The 261-nt window shown below is 55.6% G+C and carries 1 protein-coding gene; it reads right to left on the reverse strand.

The features are described 5' to 3' along the window. Positions 1-261 (reverse strand): efflux RND transporter permease subunit (locus tag SB822_RS58330; protein WP_410859274.1); only part of this gene is annotated, 261 nt, incomplete at both ends.

Below are 261 nucleotides of genomic sequence, written 5' to 3' on the forward strand. Positions count from 1 at the left end.
GGTCGAAGTCGAAGCCGTGCCGCCTCTAGCACGGCATTTAACGGATCGGCGCCCTCATTTTCCTTTGCTCGCGCGAACTCGACGATCAGGATCGCATTCTTGGCAGCAAGGCCAACCAGAACGACGAAACCGATCTGAGTAAAAATGTTGTTGTCGCCACCGGTAAGCCAGACCCCGACAATTGCCGAAAGCAGAGCCATCGGCGCGATCAGCAATACAGCGAGCGGTAACGACCAGCTATTATACTGGGCAGCCAGAATG

It is taken from the genome of Paraburkholderia sp. SIMBA_054, assembly GCF_046534875.1.
Lineage (GTDB): Bacteria > Pseudomonadota > Gammaproteobacteria > Burkholderiales > Burkholderiaceae > Paraburkholderia > Paraburkholderia hospita.